Raw genomic sequence first — 492 nt, 5'->3', positions numbered from 1 at the left:
GCGTCGGGCGGGATGGTCGCGGCGGCCATTGCCGGCGGCGGCGAAGCCTCGGCCGGGCCGGGCGCGGCCTCGGCCGGAACCGCCAGGGCCAGGTCCGGGTCGGTCGTCACGACGGCAGGCGCGGGGCCGTCGAGCGACGGCGACGGGGCCGCCGCCGGCGTCGCACCCGGACCCGCCTCGGCCTGGCCTGATGGCAGGTCGCCGGCCTCGGTCGCCGGCGGCATGGCGATCGGCGCCGGCCCGGCGGGTTCCGGCGGCGCCTCCACCCCCGCCCTGGCCGCCTCCACGGGCGGCGCGGGCATGGGGCCAGGGACGAGGCCAGGGATGGCCGCCGGCATCAGGCCGGGCGCGGCGGCTGGCTCGGGCGGGCCTGGCGCCACGAGATCCGGCAGGTCGGGGGCGCGGGATGGCGCGGCCTCGGCCATCTCCGGCACCACGGGCGGCGGGGTCGCGGGCCAGGGCGCCGGCGGCGGCAGCGCCGCCAGGCGCAGC

General features: G+C 83.3%; 1 pseudogene. It reads right to left on the bottom strand.

Annotated elements, in window-relative coordinates:
• Positions 1–302, bottom strand: a pseudogene (locus tag E2C05_RS34455) (hypothetical protein); the annotation flags it as partial.
• Between the last annotated feature and the right edge of the window lie 190 nt (positions 303–492).

This window comes from Paracraurococcus ruber, assembly GCF_004353985.1.
GTDB lineage: Bacteria > Pseudomonadota > Alphaproteobacteria > Acetobacterales > Acetobacteraceae > Paracraurococcus > Paracraurococcus ruber.
This window is presented reverse-complemented; position numbering and strand designations above follow the sequence as displayed.